Raw genomic sequence first — 375 nt, forward strand, 5'->3', positions numbered from 1 at the left:
CGTGACACCCTCGGCCGGCACCCCGTCGGCACCGGCCACCTGAAGGGTCACCACACCCTTCGGACCGACCTGCCCCTTCCGCACACCCAGCCCCTCACGCGTGTCCATCACCCGCTCCGGGCCGAGGTTGACGTGACTGGAGCCCTCCCCGGTGGAGGAGAAGTAACCGGTGACGTCCGCGATCAGGTCGACGCCTCCCGCGTTGTTGTAGAAGTCGACCTTGCCGTTCACCACCGGCACGATCACCAGGTTCGAAGTCGACTGCCCGGCCACCACGTTCAGGCTCGACGCACTCGTGCGCGTCGTCCCGTTCGGATACACCGACACATAACTCGGCCCCGTCACCTTCGTCGCCGTCACGTTCAGCACGACGGC

Annotated in this window: 1 pseudogene; it reads right to left on the reverse strand. The window is 66.9% G+C overall.

Annotated features, from left to right (window positions below):
• A pseudogene (locus IH13_RS44060) lies at positions 1–375 on the reverse strand (hypothetical protein); the annotation flags it as partial.

This window comes from Streptomyces sp. NRRL WC-3549 (assembly GCF_000721935.1).
Taxonomy (GTDB): Bacteria; Actinomycetota; Actinomycetes; order Streptomycetales; family Streptomycetaceae; genus Streptomyces.